Origin of the sequence: Amycolatopsis sp. NPDC059235 (assembly GCF_042754125.1) — a bacterium.
In the GTDB taxonomy this organism is placed as follows: Bacteria; Actinomycetota; Actinomycetes; order Mycobacteriales; family Pseudonocardiaceae; genus Amycolatopsis; species Amycolatopsis albidoflava.
This window is the reverse complement of record NZ_JBHZAG010000133.1, coordinates 1-18,133: the sequence shown is the minus strand read 5'-3', so window position 1 is coordinate 18,133 and position 18,133 is coordinate 1. Positions and strand designations below refer to the sequence as shown.

General features: G+C 69.8%; 17 protein-coding genes. 6 read left to right on the top strand and 11 right to left on the bottom strand.

Translation table 11 applies throughout. From position 1 onward, the window contains the following. Positions 1-65: 65 nt before the first annotated feature. Together ACFXI3_RS43985 and ACFXI3_RS43980 are read right to left on the bottom strand one after the other, a co-directional pair. Positions 66-2,618, bottom strand: a complete 2,553-nt coding sequence (locus ACFXI3_RS43985; protein ID WP_378407909.1) for a glutaminase domain-containing protein — start codon at positions 2,616-2,618, stop codon at positions 66-68. Between the two features lie 142 nt (positions 2,619-2,760). After that, positions 2,761-4,545, bottom strand: coding sequence for a gamma-glutamyltransferase family protein (locus ACFXI3_RS43980; RefSeq protein ID WP_378407907.1), 1,785 nt, complete (start codon positions 4,543-4,545; stop codon positions 2,761-2,763). 71 nt (positions 4,546-4,616) lie between these two features. Here ACFXI3_RS43980 and ACFXI3_RS43975 point away from each other — a divergent pair, with 71 nt between their 5' ends. After that, positions 4,617-5,516 carry a LysR family transcriptional regulator gene (locus ACFXI3_RS43975; RefSeq protein ID WP_378407905.1) on the top strand — a complete coding sequence of 300 codons (900 nt, stop codon included), beginning with the start codon at positions 4,617-4,619 and terminating at the stop codon, positions 5,514-5,516. On the opposite strand, the gene ACFXI3_RS43970 is transcribed toward ACFXI3_RS43975, so the two are convergent. The 5 genes from ACFXI3_RS43970 to ACFXI3_RS43950 all read right to left on the bottom strand — a co-directional run bounded on the left by ACFXI3_RS43970 (position 5,459) and on the right by ACFXI3_RS43950 (position 9,521). Continuing rightward, positions 5,459-5,896, bottom strand: a complete 438-nt coding sequence (locus tag ACFXI3_RS43970; protein ID WP_378407903.1) for a lasso peptide biosynthesis B2 protein — start codon at positions 5,894-5,896, stop codon at positions 5,459-5,461. The two genes, ACFXI3_RS43975 and ACFXI3_RS43970, sit on opposite strands and share 58 nt — an antisense overlap. Continuing rightward, positions 5,893-6,144, bottom strand: a complete 252-nt coding sequence (locus tag ACFXI3_RS43965) for a lasso peptide biosynthesis PqqD family chaperone (protein ID WP_378407901.1) — start codon at positions 6,142-6,144, stop codon at positions 5,893-5,895. Before ACFXI3_RS43965 ends, ACFXI3_RS43970 begins: the two co-directional genes overlap by 4 nt. Continuing rightward, positions 6,128-7,933 (bottom strand): asparagine synthase-related protein, encoded by a 1,806-nt coding sequence (locus ACFXI3_RS43960; protein ID WP_378407899.1) that lies wholly within the window; start codon positions 7,931-7,933, stop codon positions 6,128-6,130. The genes ACFXI3_RS43965 and ACFXI3_RS43960 overlap by 17 nt, the downstream gene beginning before the upstream one ends. 16 nt (positions 7,934-7,949) lie before the next feature. Next, on the bottom strand, positions 7,950-8,087 hold the full coding sequence (locus ACFXI3_RS43955; protein ID WP_344264276.1) for a lasso RiPP family leader peptide-containing protein: 138 nt from the start codon (positions 8,085-8,087) through the stop codon (positions 7,950-7,952). 162 nt (positions 8,088-8,249) lie between these two features. After that, positions 8,250-9,521, bottom strand: coding sequence for a YbiU family protein (locus tag ACFXI3_RS43950; protein ID WP_378407897.1), 1,272 nt, complete (start codon positions 9,519-9,521; stop codon positions 8,250-8,252). A 101-nt stretch (positions 9,522-9,622) separates the two neighbouring features. On the opposite strand from ACFXI3_RS43950, the gene ACFXI3_RS43945 reads away from it, so the two are divergent. Beyond that, positions 9,623-10,705: an ROK family protein gene (locus ACFXI3_RS43945; RefSeq protein WP_378407895.1), complete on the top strand. Its 1,083-nt coding sequence runs from the start codon at positions 9,623-9,625 to the stop codon at positions 10,703-10,705. On the opposite strand, the gene ACFXI3_RS43940 is transcribed toward ACFXI3_RS43945, so the two are convergent. Together ACFXI3_RS43940 and ACFXI3_RS43935 are read right to left on the bottom strand one after the other, a co-directional pair. Next, on the bottom strand, positions 10,695-11,420 hold the full coding sequence (locus ACFXI3_RS43940; RefSeq protein WP_378407893.1) for a S1 family peptidase: 726 nt from the start codon (positions 11,418-11,420) through the stop codon (positions 10,695-10,697). The two genes, ACFXI3_RS43945 and ACFXI3_RS43940, sit on opposite strands and share 11 nt — an antisense overlap. 109 nt (positions 11,421-11,529) lie before the next feature. Continuing rightward, positions 11,530-11,682, bottom strand: coding sequence for a hypothetical protein (locus ACFXI3_RS43935; protein WP_378407891.1), 153 nt, complete (start codon positions 11,680-11,682; stop codon positions 11,530-11,532). A 314-nt stretch (positions 11,683-11,996) separates the two neighbouring features. On the opposite strand from ACFXI3_RS43935, the gene ACFXI3_RS43930 reads away from it, so the two are divergent. Together ACFXI3_RS43930 and ACFXI3_RS43925 are read left to right on the top strand one after the other, a co-directional pair. After that, on the top strand, positions 11,997-12,314 hold the full coding sequence (locus ACFXI3_RS43930) for a metalloregulator ArsR/SmtB family transcription factor (protein WP_344264264.1): 318 nt from the start codon (positions 11,997-11,999) through the stop codon (positions 12,312-12,314). Further along, positions 12,311-12,715 (top strand): SRPBCC domain-containing protein, encoded by a 405-nt coding sequence (locus tag ACFXI3_RS43925; protein ID WP_344264261.1) that lies wholly within the window; start codon positions 12,311-12,313, stop codon positions 12,713-12,715. The genes ACFXI3_RS43930 and ACFXI3_RS43925 overlap by 4 nt, the downstream gene beginning before the upstream one ends. Positions 12,716-12,720: 5 nt before the next feature. Here ACFXI3_RS43925 and ACFXI3_RS43920 read toward each other — a convergent pair whose 3' ends face one another. Further along, the gene (locus tag ACFXI3_RS43920; RefSeq protein WP_344264258.1) at positions 12,721-13,362 is read right to left on the bottom strand and encodes a class I SAM-dependent methyltransferase; all 642 of its coding nucleotides are present in this window, start codon (positions 13,360-13,362) and stop codon (positions 12,721-12,723) included. Position 13,363: 1 nt separating this feature from the next. Continuing rightward, a complete protein-coding gene (locus ACFXI3_RS43915; protein WP_378407888.1) occupies positions 13,364-14,761 on the bottom strand; it encodes an FAD-dependent monooxygenase in 1,398 nt (465 codons plus the stop codon). A gap of 114 nt (positions 14,762-14,875) precedes the next feature. On the opposite strand from ACFXI3_RS43915, the gene ACFXI3_RS43910 reads away from it, so the two are divergent. Beyond that, on the top strand, positions 14,876-15,838 hold the full coding sequence (locus tag ACFXI3_RS43910) for an Lrp/AsnC family transcriptional regulator (RefSeq protein ID WP_378407886.1): 963 nt from the start codon (positions 14,876-14,878) through the stop codon (positions 15,836-15,838). Between the two features lie 136 nt (positions 15,839-15,974). After that, positions 15,975-18,038: a phosphocholine-specific phospholipase C gene (locus ACFXI3_RS43905; protein ID WP_378407884.1), complete on the top strand. Its 2,064-nt coding sequence runs from the start codon at positions 15,975-15,977 to the stop codon at positions 18,036-18,038. Positions 18,039-18,133 lie beyond the last annotated feature (95 nt).

Here is an 18,133-nt window from a genome sequence, read left to right as displayed (position 1 = left end):
GCCGTGAGGGGAACCCTGAGGGACTCTGACTCCCTCAGGGTTCCCCTCACGGCACGTCGCCAGGATCAGATGAACCGCCACAGATGGTCCGGCGTCCCGTTGTCGTCCCACTGCGTTACTTGTGCACCGTCCGCGGTGGACTGCTGATCGACTGCCATTACCTTTCCACTGTGGACGTTCTGCAGCTTCCACCACCCGCCGCCCGCGTCCACGATGCGCCACAGGTGATCCGGCGTTCCGTTGTCCTGGAACTGCTGCACGTGCGCGCCGTTGTCGAGGCTCTGGTCGTGCACCGCCAGCACCTTCCCGCTGTTGCGGTTCATGATCCGGACGGTCCCGTCGCCGCTGTCCACGACTGTCCACACGTGATCGACCGTGCCGTTGTCCTGCCACTGCGTCACATCGGCAATGTCCGAAAGCGACATGTCTTGCACCGCCAGAAGTTTGCCGGACCGCTGGTTCTGGATCCGCCGCCACGAAGTCGTCGAGGCGGCCGGACGCGGCAGCAAAGCGAGGTACCCAGCGGCGACCGGGCGTGCTTGGAAGCCGGACTGCCGGGCATCGGCGACGAAGTACCAGTCCGAGAACGGAACCCGCGAACCGGTGGTGTTGGCGAAGCTGTAGACGCCTTCGATGAGCGTCGCGCGGATGTCAGCGTGGTCGGTCAGCCAGGCGGCCGTCCACAGTTCCCAATCGGCCTTCGTGTAGTCGTGGCGCAGGTCCAGCGGGACGCCGTGCGCGCCCCGTTTTGACTGGTACCAAGCGGCTTCCCGCGCGGCAGTGCCGAGCGGGACCAGGTCGAGGCCCAGCAGCCGGTCCGCGAAACCGTTGTACTTCAGGCTCCAGGTGCCGGGCTGGTCGTACGCCATCCGCAGGTGCGAACCGTCGTTGGCCAACGTCGTCCACTGGCTGATGTAGGAGCGCGAAATCGACCGGTACCGCAACGCATCGGCGGAATTGCCTGCGACATCGGCGAGAACGGCCATCGCGCCGACGCCGATGATGCCCTTCAACGCGAGGTTGGCGCTGTGCGCGATCCAGCCGGTGAAGTCGTCGGTCTGGTTCTGGTTGCCCGGGTCGAGAGTGTTGCCCACCAGGTATTCGGCCCATTGCCGCAGGATTCCGTAATGCGCGCCGGCGAAAGCCTTCGCCGCCGCGGAGTCCAGGCGCTGCGCCACCGCGGCGGACATGATCAGCATGTTGGCCGATTCCTCGACCGGCATGCTCTCCTCGTTGCCGTCGTTGTGCCCGGCCGCGTTCGGATAGGACGCGCCGATGTCGTGTTCCGAGAACGTCATCGGCCAGCCGCCGTGCTCCGCGTAGTCGAGCACCGGTTCCAGCAGCAGCCGCACGAAGTCCGGCGAGAGATGGAGATAGCCGGGCAGCGCCGGATAGATTACGTCCACTGTGGACACATTGCCGCTCGACGAGATCTCTTTCAGGAACGCCCACGGCGAGCCGTTCCGGTCGACCAGTTCGGTGCCGCCGAACGCTTGGCGCAGTGCGAGCGCGCAGATCGCCGCGTAGTGCTCGCCGCCGGCGGCGGAGGCTTCGTTGTCGATCCGCTGGTCCAGCGCGATCCCGGCGGCCAGCGCGGCCGGGTAGTCGGCGTGGAACCAGGCGACCATGTCCTGCCACGACGACCAGTAATGCGTCCACCAAGGTGCCAGCTGCGCGCCGAGGTAGCTGACCGCGGGCGTGCGGACGTGCCCGATCGCCACCACCAGCGGATCTGCCGCTGCCCCGGCCGCAACGACGCCCAGGTCTTTGGCGAACGCGAGGACTGGCCAGCGGTCGCTGATCGCGCGCGGCTGGTCGGGATCGCTGGTCCCGGGCAGCCCTCCCCCGTTCGCCGACGTCGCGCGCACGACCGTGTCCTGCCCGATTTGCCAGGTCACGCCGGACGAAGGCGTCGCGACCACGAGCGAACCCCAGCGCGGCTGGTCGTGCCCGTCCTCGGCCAGCACGCCCGGCGAAGCGGCCTGGACGCTCAGCGACGTGATGCCGCCCGATTCCTGCCGCTGCCAGCCGACCGGCGTGCCCGAATCCCATTGCAGCCACTCGGCGGACGTGTCGAAATGCAGCGAAACGGCATGCGCCCGGCCGTCGGTGCTCGCGGCGGCGATCGTGACATAGCCGAACGGCACGCACTGCCGCTGGAGGTTGCCGGGGTCGACCGGCGAGAAGAAGGTGACGGTGAGGGTCACGCCGCCGCCGGAGAATTCGTAGATCGAGCGGGTCGCGGTGACCTGCAAGGAGTTCTGCGACATCGGCGTCAGGCTCGGACCCGACGGCAGCTGCGGCGCACCGGCGAAGACGTACGCCGCGCCGTCGATCCGGGCGATCCCGCACAGCGCGGTGATGTGCCCGGTCCAGAACGTCGACCAGGTTCCGGGCAGGTTGTCCGCGGCCTGCCAGGTCGAGAGGTACGGCGAACGCACGACCAGCGGCGTCGCGGGCGGGCGCAGCGGGTTCAGCGTGCCCGCCGGAGCCGCCGAGGCGGTGGACTGGACCAGTTCCGGAGCGCACCAGAGCGCGGCGGCCGCGGCCGCGCCAGTGCCCGCCCAGCGCAGGGCGTCGCGGCGGCTGACTGCGCGGGGACGTTCGAAGGAGGACATCGACAGCTTCTTTCGGTCAGATGCCGGACACGGGAAAGAAGAAACCGAGCGACCTCAGTGTGGCACCGCGATACAACGTTGTAAATCTGCCGAAAGCACTGACAAGCGCTGTCCGTTTCCAGACAGCGCTTGTCATTCCCGCCTATCGCCCGGCGGCGTACCCCTGCTCGCCGCGCGAATTCGCCGCCGCCGAAAGCACCCCGGTCTCAGGATCCTTCGCCACCGCGCACAACCGGCCCTCCGACCACGGCTCCCCCACCGTCACGTCGTGGCCCCGGCTCTCCAGCGCGGCAATGACGTCCGCGCCGATTCGCGATTCCACCGTCACGCTCCCGGCCGCCATGCCGCGCGGGTAGAACGAACTCGGGAAGCTGTCGGTGTGCCAGTTCGGCGCGTCGATCGCGCCCTGCAGGTCGAGCCCGCCGCGGACCTTCTCGCGCAGGGCCGTGCCGAGGAAGAAGTGGAAGTTCCACTGGTCCTGCTGGTCGCCGCCGGGCGTGCCGAACGCCATCACCGGCACGCCGTCGCGCAGCGCGAGCGACGGCGAAAGCGTGGTGCGCGGCCGTTTGCCCGGCGCGAGCGAGTTCGGCAGGCCCGGGTCGAGCCACGCCATCTGCAGCCGGGTGCCCAGCGGGAAGCCCAGCTCCGGCACCACCGGGTTGGACTGCAGCCAGCCGCCGCTCGGCGTCGCGGCGATCATGTTGCCCCAGCGGTCGACGACGTCGAGGTGGCAGGTGTCGCCGCGGGTCAGCCCGTCCTTCGCGACGGTCGGCTCCCCCGCCCCGATCGCCGACGCGGTGACCCCGCCGTCCGCGACGTACCGCGCGTGGCGGCTCAACCGGGGCTCACGGCCTTCCGGGCTGCCTGGGCGCAGGTCGAACGACGCCCGCTCACCGATCAGCTTGCGCCGGATCTCGGTGTACTCCGGCGAAAGCAGCGCCTCGATGGGCACTTCCGTGCTGTCGCCGTACCAGGCTTCGCGGTCGGCCATCGCGAGCTTCGTGCCCTCGATGAGCCGGTGGTAGTACTCCGGCGTCGCGTACTCCAGCTCGTCCGGCAGGAGCGCGAGCTGCTGCAGAAACGCCGGACCTTGGCTCCACAGGCCGACTTTCGCGACGGTCCAGCCGTTCCAGGTGTGGGTGACCGGATCCTCGTAGGCGGGCCGGAACGCGGCGAGGTCATCGGCGGTGAGCGTGCCCGCGTGCCGTTCGCCGGAGGAGTCCATCGCCGGTTTCGCGGCGAAGGCGGCGAGTGCTTCGGCGACAAATCCCTCGCGCCACGCCTTCCGCGCCGCCTCGATCTGCGCTTCCCGATCGCTCCCGGCCGCCTCCGCTTCCGCGATCAGCCGGCGCCAGGTCTCGGCGAGCGCGGGATTCTTCAGCAGCCCACCGGGTTTCGGCGCGACCCCGCCGGGCAAGTACAGCTCGGCCGACGTCGTCCATTCGTTCTCGAACAGCTCGCGGACGGTCTCCACCGTCGCGCCGACGCGTTCGACCGCCGGATGGCCGTCCGCCGCGTAGGTGATGGCGTACTTGAGGACTTCGCGCAGCGACTTCGTACCGTGGTCGTGCAGCAGGAGCAGCCACGCCTCGACCGCGCCGGGCACCGCGGCGGCGAGCGGGCCGGTTCCGGGAACGAGGTCGAGGCCGAGCGAGGTGTAGTGCTCGATCGTCGCGCCGGCCGGCGCGGGTCCCTGCCCACACAGCACCTTCGGCGCGCCGCCCGCCGGGGCGAGGATCATCGGCACCTCGCCGCCGGGACCGTTGAGGTGCGGCTCGACGACGTGCAGCACGAACGCGCCCGCGACCGCGGCGTCGTAGGCGTTGCCGCCGTCCTCGAGGACCGCCATCGCGGCCGCCGAGGCGAGCCAGTGGGTGGACGACACCATGCCGAAGGTGCCCTGCAACGTCGGGCGCGTCTGGACCATGGCCTTATCGTCGCGCGCGGGCTGGCGGTACGTCAAAGACATCTGAGACACCAATCCGATAGCGTATTGCTATGGAACGCCGTCAGCTGGAGTACTTCGTCGCGATCGCCGAGCACGGCGGGTTCACGCACGCGGCGCGGGCTTTGCGGGTGGCGCAGCCGTCGTTGTCGCGGGCGATTTCGAAGCTGGAACAGGACCTGGGCGTCGAACTGTTCCACCGGGTCGGGCGCAACGCGGTGCTGTCGAACGCCGGCGAACTGCTGGCCGGACGCGCCCGCCTCGTGCTGCGCGACCTCGACGCCCTGCGCGCCGCCGCGCGGATGGCGGGCGACGGACCGGCCGGGCGGATCGACGTCGCGGCCACGTCGTCGTCCGCGCTGGAGCCGGTGATCAGCATCATCGCCGAGATGCGCACGCGGTATCCGGGCGTTTTGGTGAGCACGTCGGCGGCGTTGTCGGCGGCCGAGGTGGTCGCGATGGTGGTGCAGGGGCGCTGCGAGGCCGGCGTGTGCGGGAGTGCGGAGCGCCCGGTCGGGCCGGGTCTGGTCGCGCATCACCTGCGGGACGAGGAGCTGCTGCTGGTCGCCCCGCCGGGCACGGAGATCGGTTCGGACGGGGTCGTCGAGCGGGCTGAACTCAGCGGCATGCAGTTCGTCGTCACCACGTCGCCGACGGCGGTGCGCGGGTTCTTCGACCGGCTGGCGGCGAGCGTTCCGGAACTGTCGATCGCGGCCGACGTAGGTGACCGGAGCGTCGTGCTGCCGATGGTGCTGCGCGGGATCGGCGCGAGCCTGATGCCGGACGGCTGGGCGGACCTGGCCCGCCGAGCCGGTGCCGAGGTGCTCCGGTTCGCGCCGCCGGAGACGCTCCCGCAGTGGTTGATCCATCGGTCCGGGCCGATTGCCGCCGCGACTCAGGCCTTTGTGGACATCACCCTCGCCGCAGGCGGGACGGACAGCATCGGCGCGTAGTGGCCGTCCGGATACGGCTCTCCCACCGCGCGGCCGTCCGCTTCGATCCATGCGTGCGCGGCGAACGGGCTCGTCCGCACTCCGGTGCACCAGGTCGGCCAAGAACCCCGGAGGCGGCACAAGAGCGCGGCGGCGATCGAGCGTTGGAGACAGCCTTGTCCAGCACAACGAAGGCTCACCGAGACGACGTTTGTCCGAGCAGCTAGGGCTTCGTCGGCGGTGGCCGGCCGTGCGCCCCGGCGGGCGAATTCCAGGACCCGGCGCAGCTTCGCCGGACGGAGCCGGGCCATCGGGCGGGCCAGTGCGACGGCGAGCACGGGCAACGGACGCCGGTGCAGCGGCAGGCGGACACGCGCCGCGAGCGCGACCGGGGCGGTCATGCCGTCACCAACCCGGCGGACTGCAACTGATCGAGCACCGCCGTCACGTCCTTCCGCGTCACGGCCTCGTCGACCCCGTGCAGCGAGGCCAGTTCCGAGGCGATGCCTTCCGGGTCGCTGCCGTCGAGAAGCCCTTGCAGCACAGCGCTTCCAGTGGCGTTGAGCTGCCAGTACCGGCCGGTCGTCAGGTGCAGCAGAACGGTGCCGTCCGGGGTGTCTGTCGTGGTGACGTCAGGGTGCAAGCGCATCGAGCCTCCTCGGGGCTGGGCGGTCGGCGGCGCGCAGCCACCTCTCACATCCGATGAGCGGTTCCAGCGCGGCGACCACGCGGTAATCCCGCTGCGGCGAACGGACCGCGGCCCTCAGCCGGTCCAGGTCGAGAAGCCCGCGCGCGGCCAGTGCGGAATCCTCGAACAGGCGCAGGATCGCGGTCTGGTTGCGGCGCAGGCCTTCCCGGATGTCGGCGCCGAACTCGCCCTTCGTGGCCCGGCCGAGCACGACGTCCGGCACGATCCCCCGCATCGCCTCGGCCAGCAACGGTTTGTAGCGGCGTGCGTCCGCGTGTTCATGTCGCCGGACGCGTAGGACGGCTTCCACCACCCGGTCGTCGAAGAACGGCAGCCGCAGCTCGACCCCGGCGTCGGCGTAGAGCCCGGCTGTCAAGCGGTACTGCGCGGCCGCGGAGCGCAGGACGAGCATCGCTTGATGTTCGCCCGGATCGCGACCGAGCGGCTGGGCGTCGTTCGCGGTGCGGTGCAAGGCTTTCCGGGCCAGGTCGAGGCCGTCGGCGGTGACCCACGGCTGGGCTCGCAGCGGTGCGACACCCCAGCCGAGCACCGGACGGCGTGCCGAGCTGACCGGATCCGAGAGGTGCTCGGCCTGCTGTCGCCACCAGCCAGCCGCGGTGCCCGGCCGGAGAAGTCCCGCCATCGTCCCGAAGAGCGGCCAGCGTCGGAGCGCGGCGTGCGCCCGGACGTGACTCAACGCGGTAACCGGCCGACGCCGCAGCAGCTGGTGCAGGTACCCGGGCAGCGGGCTGAACAACTCGTCCCCGCCGTGCCCGGCCAGGTGCAGTTCGGACCCGCGTGCGGCCAGGGTTTCGGCGCTGTACCGGATCCTGGCCGCGGACCGGGTGAACGCGTACGGTTCGTCGGCGTCGACCGGCCGGTCCGGATCGGCGAAGACGGCGGGCAGTTCGTGCTGCGGGACGATCAGGTGCTCGGCCCGGTCCAGCGCGGCGATGGACCGGGCGGCGAACTCCGCGTCGTCGTTGCCCGCCTCCGCCTCGGCCCAGCGGAAGGTCAGCAACTCCGGATTCTCCCGGGCGGCAAGGAAACACAGCGAGGTCGAATCCAGGCCGCCGGACAGGTCAGCGGACACTTGTCCCGAGTGGACAGTCTCGGCCAGCGCGGTCCGCACTCCCTCCGCGCCGCGGGCCAGCGACTCGCGAGCGGCTGGCAGCCGCCACCACGGCTTCACCTGTGCTCGTCCGTCCGTCCATACCAGACAGTCGCCCGGCGGAACAGCGGAAACCTTGGCATACAACGGTCGTTCGTTCAACGGCGGCGGAAGCTGCAGCCCGCACGCCACTCGTGCGGCAAGCACTTCCTCGTCCACTGAGGACTCAAGCAGATCGGCGACCAGATCAGCGCGATCCGCGGCGACCGGCACGCCGTCCGTCCGGCAATAGAACACCCGCCGCAATCCCGTTGCGGTTCCTTGGACCCGCACCGCACCGTCCACAGTGGCCACCAGATGGAACGACCCGGTCAGCGCGGCGGCAACCCGGTCGACGTCCGACAGCGACGACACCCGCGCCGCGAACTCGCCGAGCCGGACGGCGGTGACCGGGGAATGCCCGATCACCGCCAGCCGCACCGGCCCGGCTGTCCCCACCGCCACCTCGGCGCGACGCCATCGGCCGACGAGCCACGGCCGCCCGGACGCGTGGGCGTGCACCTGCGCGCCCGGCCACGGCCGCCGGATCCCCGCCGCGGCGGGGAGATCCGGCAGCACCACGAATCCCGGCCTGCTCATCGGCTGCGGTCCCGGCTCAGGAGGCGAAGAAGCCCATCGTGTCCGACAGGTAGCCCCCGAAGCCGAGGGTGTCGTCGCTGAACTCGCCGACCTCGACCAGCGCGGGCGGCGTGTATTCGGGCAGTTCGCGAACCTGCTTGTCCTGAACGTCCATGATGCCTCCGATGTTCGGCTCCGGCAGCCGCTGCGACCGCCGTCCCCGACACTGGCACGCACCGCCCCGCCGCGGCAGGCGGGAGTTCCCGTGCGTACCAACAGCTTTACCTCGCAGTACCGGACCCGCCCGCCCCGCTGCCCCGAATGGACTAGACCACTGTCAGCCGATCCCGAGCCCGCGCCGCCCGGTCGCGTTCAGCTGCCCTGGCGCGAACCGGTCCGGCCAGGAGCGCTCGTAATGCTCGGCCGGGAAGTCCGACGGACTGGACCCGGACTCGAACGCCTCGCGCACCGACCCGGCGTACGCCTCGTTGCGCGGGCACCACGGCGCGGCCGGGATGTACATGACGTTGCCCCAGCCCCGCTGATTCTCCACCGGAGCGACGCTGTGGACCAGATCGCAGTGCCACCACACGGAATCGCCCGCCCGCACGTCCGGGATGCCGCTGGAAGCCCGCAGCAGCAAGGAATGCCATTTCTCGCTGGCCGCGTACATCTTGTTCACCGTGACGCCGCACATGTCGTCCTCGGGCACGTCGGCCAGCAGCGGCCGCAGCATCAGGTAGCCCATCGCCTCCGGGATCGGCACCGCGTGCAGCACGCCCTGGTCGTGCTCCATGTCGGACAGCGCGGTCCAGCCCTGGAAGGTGCGGAACGCCGAGCACATCGTCGAGCCCTCGAACTGCGGCCCGGCCGTGCGATGCGCGGCGTCCCACGGGTCGTAGGACTCGACGGTGCCGTCGAACAGATGCCGGAACGCCCGCTGGTACGCCTCGGTCATCCAAAGGTCCAGCGTGCCCGGGTCGAGATGGGGACGAAGACCGCCGGAATCCGCGCCCGGCGGACGGCGGCGGATGCGGTCCGGGTACAGCGAATCCCGGCCGGGGTCGAACCAGCGGACGCCGTCGGATTCCGAGCGCCACCGCGCGTTGAGGAACGCCTGCACGCGCGCCATCCGGTCGCTTTGCCGTGCTTCCATTTGCGTCGGCGACCAGTAGATCGGGTAGATCCCCGCCTTCGAGACGAGGCTGCCGAAGAAATTGTCGCCGGGGCCGCGGTAGCTCTCGGAGAACCGGTTGCCCTCGAGGTAGCCGACGATCCCCGCGTCCCAGTCCAGCGCCTGCTCGCGCGGGAAATGACCGCGCACCACCAGGCAGCCGCGCCGCCTCAGCCGAGCCAAGTCTTCCTCGGAGACCCTGCCCGCCTCGATGTCGGCGTAGTCCAGCTCCGGCCAGATCGCCTCGCCGCGTGCCTTCGCCGCCTCGATCTCCTCGACCGCGGCGGCGACGCGCGCCTCGATCACCGCGAAAACCTCTTCCACAGTGCGCCCGGACGCCTCGATCCGCGCCCGCAGCGCGGCTTTGACCTCGCGAATCGCGGCCGGAAGGTCGTCCGGCGTCGTCTCCCAGTGCGGCAACGGGGGAAGCTGCATAGCGCTCGCTCCATTCAGGAAGGGCTCCTTACTGAACCGACGGTAGGGCGCCCGCGCCGATTCAGGCAACACTCCTGACTAAATCGGCTACACTCCCGCCGGTGACCCCGGCCAAGCCCTCCCTCGACCTGCTCCGGTCGCTGACCGACGAGCACGTCCTGCGGGCACTGCTCGCGCAGCGCCAGCTCACGCGCGCGCAAATCGCCGCTCACACCGGCATTTCCAAGCCCGCCGTCGGCGACAGCGTCGCCCGGCTCGCCGAGGCCGGGCTGCTGCGCGACACCGGCGAGCGCACCACCGGCCGCGGCCGCGTCGGCACCTATTACGCACTGGCCGACGATCTCGGCACGGCTTTGGTCGTGAGCATCGCCCACGAGGGCGCGGTCGCCGAAGCCGTCGACGTTTTCGGCGACGTGCTCGCCCGGCACGTCGAAGACCTCGGCCGCCCGGTGCGTCCGCGGAAGGTCGCTCAGGCATTGCGCAAGGCCGCGACTCAGGTCGCCGACGACGCCGGACCGCTCCGGCTCGCGGTCGTCAGCGCCGCCGATCCCGTCGACCGCGCCACCGGGAAACTGGTCCACCTGCCCGATTCCCCTTTCCTGCTCGGGGAACTCTCCCCCGCCGACATCCTCGCGCCGCTCGTCGCCGGCCCGGTCACCGTCGACAACGACGTGAACTGGGCCGCCCGCACCGAACAGGCCGCCGACGATTTCGCCTACCTCTTCCTCGGCGAAGGGCTGGGCTGCGCGGTGGTCGCCGACGGCGAAGTGCGGCGCGGACACGCCGGTTTCGCCGGGGAAATCGCGCACGTCCTCACCCGCGGCGCGGACGGTCAGGCGCTCTCGTTCATCGACGTCTTCGCGGATCTCGGGGTGCGCCAACCGGATTCGACCACAATCGACGTCGACGCCCTGTTGTGCGCGATCAAATCCGACGACGTCCTCGACACCCTCGCCGAGGCGATCTGCGGCGTACTCCTCGCTTTGGTGACGGTGTCCGACCCGGAACTCATCATCCTGGGCGGACCCTGGGGCCCCGCCGTGCTCGACGCAGTGTCGGCCCGTTTCGCGCGGCTGCCGCGCAATGTCCCGCTTCGCGCCCCGCACGCCACGGATTCCCCCGCCCTCACCGGCGCGCGCGACGAAGCCGTGCGCGCCCTGCGGAAGGCCGTTCTCAGCCCTTGATGGTCTTCTTGATCCACTCCAGCTGACCGAACACATCGCCGTCGGCCGCGACGCTGCTGCGGTCGGATTTGCTGGTGACTCCCACGATCGTGTCGCGATCCGTGGTGGACATGACCGGACCGCCGGAGTCGCCGCCCGCCGTGACGCCGTCCGTGGTCAGCGCGCAGAAATCGGTGCCGCCGGAGATGGTCATGCCCTCGCAGCGCTGGTCGTCGGGGTCGATGACCTTCGCGTCCACCTGCTTGAGCACGTCGGACTGGCAGCTGTTCTCGTCTCCGGTGCAGGTCGCGCCCCAACCGAGCTGGCGAACCGTCTCGCCCGGCCGCACCGGTCCCGCGGTCGGCAGCTTCGCCGGGGTGATGTCCATCGGGGTGACCTTGATCAGCATGAGGTCGGCCAGCGTGTGGTTGTTCCGGCTGCCCGGCACCGGCCGGACGACGGCGCCGAGCCGCTGGTCGAGATTGCCGACGCGGAACTCGATCCGGGAGTCCGCGATGGGCTCGGCGGCCTCGGCGAAGCAATGATCGGCGCCGATGATCCATTCGCGGCTGATCGCGGTGGCGGTGCACTCGGGCTTGCCGTCGACCAGCATCCGCACCGCCCACGGGCCGTAGCCGGAGACCGAACCGCCGATCACGGCAGACGCCGGGGTCGCTGCCGCAACAGCGGCCAGGGCGGCGGCTGGGGCCAGGACGGCCAACTGGCGGAGCAGCATGATCAATCCCTTCGGCAGTTGGCGTTACAACATCAAGACGCGGCAGCTGGCGAGTGGTTGCGCCTCGTGAGCGACGATCCCGGAATCGCCGCTCACGAGGCACCCGGATTCAGGACTTGTCCGCAGCCTGAGCCACGAAAATCCCCGTCTCCAGAAATGCCCGCCACTCAGCCGGAGACTGACTGTCCATCGCCCGGCGAGCAGCCGCCTGGACCTGACTGTTGGGCGTCGAGCGAGTCCAGATCCCGCTGGTGTGCAACATAAATCGCGGTTTCAAGGAAGTACGACGTCGAGCCGACGGTGTCCGCGTAGGCCTCGTACCGGACTCCCTCAGCAACGTCTCCCTGTCGTTGCGCGGCCAGGTAGATCGCTGAGCCGCAGTCGCGAAAGCCGGAGCGACGACCCCGGCCGCCACGGTCATCGCGGCGAGGACAACCGCGGCCGCCAGTCTCCGAACTCAGCAATTCGACATAAGCTTCATACCGGGTGGACATCCCCAGGTCAGCGGACGATACCGATCACCGGCCGCAGTCTCGCCGGTTGACATGTCGGAAACTTCCGACGTAACGTAGCGTCATGCCCGACGACGTCTTCCTCGCTCTCGCCAGCCCCGTCCGCCGGCGGCTGCTCGAGATCCTGGCGGACGGCCCGCACACGGCGGGCGACCTCGCGGCGCGGTTCGAGCTGAGCCGTCCGGCGGTGGCCGAGCACCTCAAGGTGCTGCGGGACGCCGCTTTGGTCCGCGACGAAGCCGTAGGGCGGCAACGTTTTTACCACCTGGAGAGCGACCCGCTGGAGCAGGTCGGCGAATGGCTGCACCCGTTCGAGCGGTTCTGGCGCAGCCGTTTGCGCAGCATGGCCGACCTGCTGGAAAACGAGGAGGAAACCCCGTGACGTACGCCCGCATCGGCAGCATCTCGGTCGATCAGTTCATCGCCGCAGCCCCGGAAAAGGTCTGGCGCGCGCTCACCGATCCCGAACTGCACGCGAAGTGGTGGGCGCCCGGCGACATCGGCCCGGACGTCGGCCGCGAGTTCCGGCTGGAAATGCCCGGCTTCGGCTCGATCCCTTGCCGCGTCATCGAATCCGAGCCGCCGTCGAAGTTCGTCTACACCTTCAACGGCGACTGGACCCTCACCTGGACGCTTGTCGCCGAGGGCCAGGGCACCCGGCTCCTGCTGAACCACTCCGGCTTCGACCTGGACGACAAACGCCAGGCGGACGCGTGCGAGCGGATGGGCCCCGGCTGGCGCGACGGCGTCCTGCCGCGGCTGGCGAAGCTGGACCTCGGCTGACCCTCTCAGGCCGGACGGCGAGCGTAGACCACCGCTTGCGGCACCTCGCTGTCCAGCTCTTCCACCCATTCCGCCTCGACCGTGAACCCGGCCCCGCGCAACCACTCCGACACCTGCACGGGCTGCCGACGGTGGACGTACAGCTGCATCGCATGCCCGCCGTAACCCTGTGTCTTCAACCGGGCGACGTCGCCGACGTGGAAGCCGATCGCGACCGGCGCCCCGGGCTTCAGCACCCGATAGAACTCCGCGATCGCCGTGGGCACCTCCTCGTCCGGGACGTGGATCAGGGCCCACCACGACAGCACCCCGGCCGCCGAAGCGTCGGGCAGCGGGAGCGCGGTCATCGAACCGACCGCGAACCGCAGCCCCGGGTGATCCCGCCGGGCCACCTCGATCATGCCGGGAGAAAGGTCCAGTCCGAACGCGTCGAGACCAAGGCTTTTCAGGTGCGCGGTGACGTGCCCGGTGCCGCAGCCGACGTCGGCGACCGGGCCGGTTCCGTGCACCAGCGAGGCGAACAAGCCCAAGGTCATGCGCAGCGAAGGACTTCTGGCGATCGAGTCGCGCAACCGGTCGGCATAGCTGTCGGCGACGGTGTCGTACGAAGTCCGGGTGTCGGTCAGCCAGGTCTGCACGACGGCCACGCTAGCTCACCGGCGCGCCGAACCAGCGGCGAAGCGCGGGCTCTAGCCCGTCCGGATCACCAGCCCACGCCACATATCCGTCCGGCCGGACCAGCTTCGCCTCGGCACCCGTCTCAACGCGGTGCACCCGATCCGCCCACCGTGTCGCGAGATCGCGGAACTGTCCTTCGGGATCCACGAGAACGCCGCGTCCGGCCCGCAGTTCCGCACCGAGATCGTGCGCGGGCAACCCGACCAGCGGATGGTCCTCGCTGCCCGGAATCGCATAACGGAAACCCATGCCGGACAACATGTCGTCCAGCAGGTACTGGACCTCGGGCAAGCGCACCAGCTCCGTGAACAACGACCGGACCGCGGCCGAATCGGGACCGTCGTCCAGGAGCAGCGACTGCGCCTGGACGTTGCGCAGCACCGCCGCGCCGACCGGATGCCGTTCCGCGTGATAGCTGTCCAGCAGTCCCTCGGGCTCGGTGCCGCGAACCGCCGCACCGAGCTTCCAGCCGAGGTTCATCGCGTCCTGGATTCCGGCGTTCATGCCTTGCGCGCCAAAGGGAAGGTGCACATGCGCGGCGTCGCCGGCGAGGAAGACGCGGCCGTGCCGATACTGCGCGGCCTGCAGCGCGGCGTTCGTAATCCGGCGTGCGTAACGAAGTTCGACCAGTTCCACGCGATCGCCGAAGACTGTCTTCAGCCCGGCGCGGATCTCGTCCTCGGTGACCGGGATGTCCCGTTCCCGCGACCAGCCGGGTCCGCCAAAAGTCAGACGGCGGAGCGGGCGGCCTTCGGCGTCGACGCCGAGCGGGAACACCTGCGCGCGATAGCCCTCCCGGGTGATCGTGGTCATCGGAACCTCGGCACTCAGCCGCACGTCGGCGGCCACCATGGTCTCGGTCCCGGGACGGCCGGAGAACTCCGCGCCCAGCAGCTTCCGGACCGTGCTGCGCCCGCCGTCGGCGGCGACCAGGTACTGGGACCGGATCGCGGTGCCGTCGGCGAACGTCGCGGTGACGCCGTCCGCGTCCTGCTCCAGCCCGGCCAGTTCGTGGTCCCGGCGGACGCGGATTCCTTCCGCGGCGAGGTGTTCCTCCAGGAACCCCTCGATCACGACCTGCGGCACCGACCGCCATGGGAACCGGTGCCGTCTCCGGACCAGCGGCAGCAGATTCCCGGCGAAATGCGCTGTGGTGACCGGGTAGTCGCCGGTGGCCAGCAGCGGTTCGAGCAGGCCGCGCTGGTCGAACGCCTCCTGGGTGCGGGTCTGCAGCCCGCCTGCCTTGGACAGTTCGCTGGCCTTCGGCAGCCGGTCCGCCAGCACGCAGGACACTCCGGCGAGCCGCAGTTCGTTCGCCGCCGTCATCCCGGTCGGCCCGGCGCCGACGACGAGCACCTCGACAGTCATGATCTCTCCCCTTCTGGGTCGGTGTGTTCGGAACCGACTCTCGGCCCGGCGACGACCCGCGAGCCAGAAAGCGACACGATTGCGGCGGATTCCGACCTGAGTAGTCTCCAACCGGTGGATTCCGACTACGACGACCTCGACCGCCAGCTGGTGCACGCCCTGCAGATAGATCCGAGGGCCCCGTTCAGCACGATCGCCGACGCGCTCGGCGTGTCGGATCGCACCATCGCGCGCCGCTACGCCCGGCTCCGGTCGACGGGAGCGGTCCGGGTCGTAGGCGGCGTCAACGAGACTTCCGGTGCGGTGCAATGGTTCCTGCGCATCCGGTGCGCGCCCGCCGCGGCGGTGGCGGTCGCTGAGGCACTCGCGCGGCGGCCGGACACCGCCTGGGTGAGCCTGACGTCCGGCGGCACCGAAATCACCTGCACGGTCCGCACCGAAAACGAGGCCGACAGCGAAGCGTTGCTGCTGGCCAAACTTCCCCGCACGCCACGGGTCGAGGGCGTCACCGCGCATTCGGTGCTGCACGCGTTCTACGGCGGGCCGGACAGCCTGGTCGCCAAGCTCGGCGTGCTGGACGACGCCACAGTCGCTCGGTTGCGCCCGCCGCCGATCCCTCTCCGGCCAGGCCCGGCAACCCTCGACGACGGCGACCGCGAACTCCTCGCCGCGCTGGCCGCCGACGGCCGCGCCGGGTTCGAACAGCTCGCCGCCGAGACCGGCTGGTCCCCCACGACCGTCCGCCGCCGCATGGCGGAACTGCGCGAACGGGACGTGCTGTACTTCGACCTCGATCTCGATTGGCGGTTGCACGGCAAGGGAATCCGGACACTGCTGTGGCTTTCGGTCGCCCCGGCGGCGCTGGAGGAGGCCGGGGCCGCGCTGGCCGCGCACCCGGAAGTCGCGTTCGCCGCCGCGACCACCGGCCCCACCAATCTGTACGCGACAGCGGTGTGCGGCAGCCAGCACGAGCTGTACCGCTACCTCACCACCAGCGTCGCCGCGCTCCCCGCGGTCACCCACGTGGAAACCGCACCGGTGATCAAGACGGTTAAACGGGTAGCGAACCGGCTGTGACGCAGTACGAACGGGCGCCCTCCCGGTCAGCGGTTGACAGCGCGACGGTGGTCCGTCAATGATTCGTTCGGCTTTCCCCGGTGGGAAATTCCCGTACGCGTCCGCGAACTGTCCCCGAGTTTTCGAGGAGACATCGATGTCATCGGTCAGCCGCCGCAGATTCATGCAACTCGCCGCCGCCACCGCCGCCGGCACGGCCTTGCCCGCGAGCATCGCGCGGGCGGCTTCGGTGCCGGCAGCCGTGCGCTCCGGCACCCTCGCGGACGTCGAGCACGTGGTCGTGCTGATGCAGGAAAACCGGTCGTTCGACCATTATTTCGGGACCCTCAACGGCGTCCGCGGCTTCGGCGACCCGCGCCCGGTTTCCCTGCCGAGCGGGAAATCCGTGTGGAACCAGGCCGACGCGAGCGGCGCCGAAACCCTGCCGTTCCGGCCCGCCGAGGAGAATCTCGGCCTCACCTTCATCGAGGACCTCAACCACGACTGGAACGGCACGCACACCGCGTGGAGCACCGGCCGGTGGGACAAGTGGATCCCGGCGAAAACCCGCACCACGATGGCGTATCTGACCCGCAAGGACATCCCGTTCCACTACGCGCTCGCCGACGCGTTCACCATCTGCGACGGCTACCACTGCTCGATGCTGTCCTCGACCGATCCGAACCGGTACTACATGTACACCGGCTGGACCGGAAATGACGGTTCCGGCAACGGACCGGTGCTGGGCAATGAAGAATCCGGCTACGGCTGGACCAGTTTTCCGGAAATCCTGGAAAAGGCCGGGGTCTCGTGGAAGATCTACCAGGACATCGGCAACGGTCTCGACAAGGAGCACAAGTGGGGCTGGACCGATGACGCCTACATCGGCAATTACGGCGACAACTCGCTGCTTTACCTGACCCAGTACCAGAAATCCGCTCAGGGCACGCCGCTCTACGACAAGGCCCGCACCGGCACCCACGCCGCCGCGGGCGACGGTTTCTTCGACCACCTCACCGCGGACGTCAAAGCGAACCGGCTGCCGCAGGTCTCCTGGATCGTGGCCCCGGAGGCGTACTGCGAACATCCGGCGTGGCCCGCCAATTACGGCGCCTGGTATGTCTCCGGCGTCCTCGACGCGCTCACGTCGAATCCGGACGTGTGGAGCAAAACCGTCCTGCTGATCACTTACGACGAGAACGACGGTTTCTTCGACCACGTCGTCCCGCCGTATCCGCCGCGCGACGCGAACTGGGGCAAGTCGACGGCGAGCGTCGCCGGAGAATGGTACGAAGGCGGTGCGGCCGCGTCGTATCTGACCGGAATGCCGTACGGGCTCGGCCCGCGCGTGCCGCTGCTGGCCGTCTCGCCGTGGAGCACCGGCGGCTGGGTCTGCTCGCAGACTTTCGACCACACGTCGCTGATCCAGTTCGTGGAAAAGCGCTTCGGCGTGCACAACCCGAACATTTCGCCGTGGCGCCGCGCGGTCTGCGGCGACCTCACGTCGGCGTTCGACTTCACCGGCGCCAACAGCGGCGTCCCGTCCCTGCCCGGCACCGGCGACTACCAGCCGCCCGCCGACCACAGCACCCCGCCGACCTATCACCCGGTGCCGCCCTCGAACGGTTCGCTCCCGAAGCAGGAACCCGGCACCCGCAAAGCACGCGCGCTGCCGTACGACCTGGCCGCGGACACCGAAGCCCGCGACGGCCGGATGTACTTCACCTTCACCAACTTCGGCGACGCCGGTGCCGGGTTCCACGTGACGTCGAAGATGCGTTCCGACGGACCGTGGCCGTACACCGTGGAGGGCCACAAGTCGGTCAGCGACAGCTGGCATCTGCCCACCGGCGCGGGAGATTGGTACCAGTACTCGGTTTTCGGCCCGAACGGCTGGCTCCGCGAACAGGCCGGAACGATCGGCGGCTTGGGCCCCGAGGTGACTGCCCGGCACGACGCTGGCTATGTGACAGTCACGTTCACGAACCCGAGCACCCGAACGGTCACCTTCACCGGCATCGACGCCTACGCGCCTACCGAGGCTTACCAGTACACGCTCGCCCCGGGCACTTCACGAGCGGTGCCGAAGTGGGGCGTGGCGAACGGCTGGTACGACATCACGGTGAAGGCGGATCACGACGGCCAGTACGTCCGCCGCTTCGCGGGCCACGCGGAAACCGGTCAAGCCTCGACCAGCGACCCGGCCATCGCCACCAGCTGAGCGGTCCGTGAGGGGAACCCTGAGAGGGTGTTGTGGAACCTGGGTGGTTAGTCGTCGTGGTCTTCTGTTAGGCGGCGGGCTGCTTCGGTTTCGAT